At 56.8% G+C, this 1,034-nt stretch carries 1 protein-coding gene and 1 pseudogene; one reads left to right on the forward strand and one right to left on the reverse strand.

The window, feature by feature from the left end; genetic code table 11:
- Window positions 1-37: 37 nt before the first annotated feature.
- A complete protein-coding gene (locus NKH42_RS31130) occupies window positions 38-574 on the reverse strand; it encodes an acyltransferase family protein (protein ID WP_352974842.1) in 537 nt (178 codons plus the stop codon).
- 84 nt (window positions 575-658) lie between these two features.
- On the opposite strand from NKH42_RS31130, the pseudogene NKH42_RS31135 reads away from it, so the two are divergent.
- Window positions 659-1,034, forward strand: a pseudogene (locus tag NKH42_RS31135) (hypothetical protein); the annotation flags it as partial.

The following is a 1,034-nucleotide window of genomic DNA, read 5'->3' on the forward strand; positions in this document are numbered from 1 at the left end:
CGCTCGGCACCAACGAGACCGCAAAACAATGAGGGGGTCAAATCTTCAGTTCGCCCAGGGGGTCAAATCCCCACTTCGCTTGACAAAAGGCCACCGACAAAATGGTAGTTGCCCGACTAATTCGCCCCGAAAGCAGGAAAAGGCCGAAGAAGAAATAGAAAAAGGCCTCGTAGATCAGTGTCCATGCCGGAACGAGTATGGGCTCCGAAACGCCGTCGAGCCGTATATTCGGCAGTAAGAACAGGGATGTCAGCAGGTCGGAGCCGTCCCAATTGTGCAGTCCTGACGGACTGAAGCCGACAGAGCTGACGGCTATTATCGCGAAAGTGGTGATCCAGTATAGCGGCAATATCCGGATGAGTCGGTCACGCCAGAACGCGGCGGGGCCACAGTGGCTTCTGTCGCTCGCATAAACCATGATGAAGCCAGATATGACGAAGAATATATCGACACCCGCAGCCCCCAGATGTGAATGAACGGGAAGCGGGTGCAGGCGCTCGATGAACGATTGGGCATGGTACAAAACCACCGCATAGGCGGCGACAGCCCGAAGCACCTGGAGATTGTTCAGCATCAGAGCCTGGCTCTCGCGCTCGCGACAATCATTTAGTCTGACCGGAGGTGATTTCGGAGGCAATTACCTCTTTCGACGCCTCGCATGCGACGTCATACCTCCTATTGGGGAGACGGCGCTGCGCCTAGGCTCGCCCTTTCTGTCAATCGGCCCGGAATTATTCCACGCCGAAATACACAAGGCCTCGCATTGGACTGGCCACGGTATTCGAATGGGACATTCGCCGCCGAGCAAGGCAATGCCAAGGCGGCTCACCGCGGCATTTGGCAGGGCCGGTTCGATCAACCTTGGGATTGCCGTGCGGCGAACGCCGACAAGGTCGAGACAGTCAGCGAGCGATCCACCGGGTTCGGGCTTCTCAGGCTAAGCCTGAGAAGCTGGACACCTCGAAAAACCTGGCAATCGAGACCGCATTTTGATTCACTTCGCCTGGTGATTTGCACGGAGGCGTTGGATGCGA

Source organism: Mesorhizobium sp. M1142 (assembly GCF_040318565.1).
GTDB lineage: Bacteria > Pseudomonadota > Alphaproteobacteria > Rhizobiales > Rhizobiaceae > Mesorhizobium.

Excerpts from the sequence above, each read along its gene's own strand:
- NKH42_RS31130 (WP_352974842.1), bottom strand. The coding sequence starts at position 574 with ATGCTGAACAATCTCCAGGTGCTTCGGGCTGTCGCCGCCTATGCGGTG.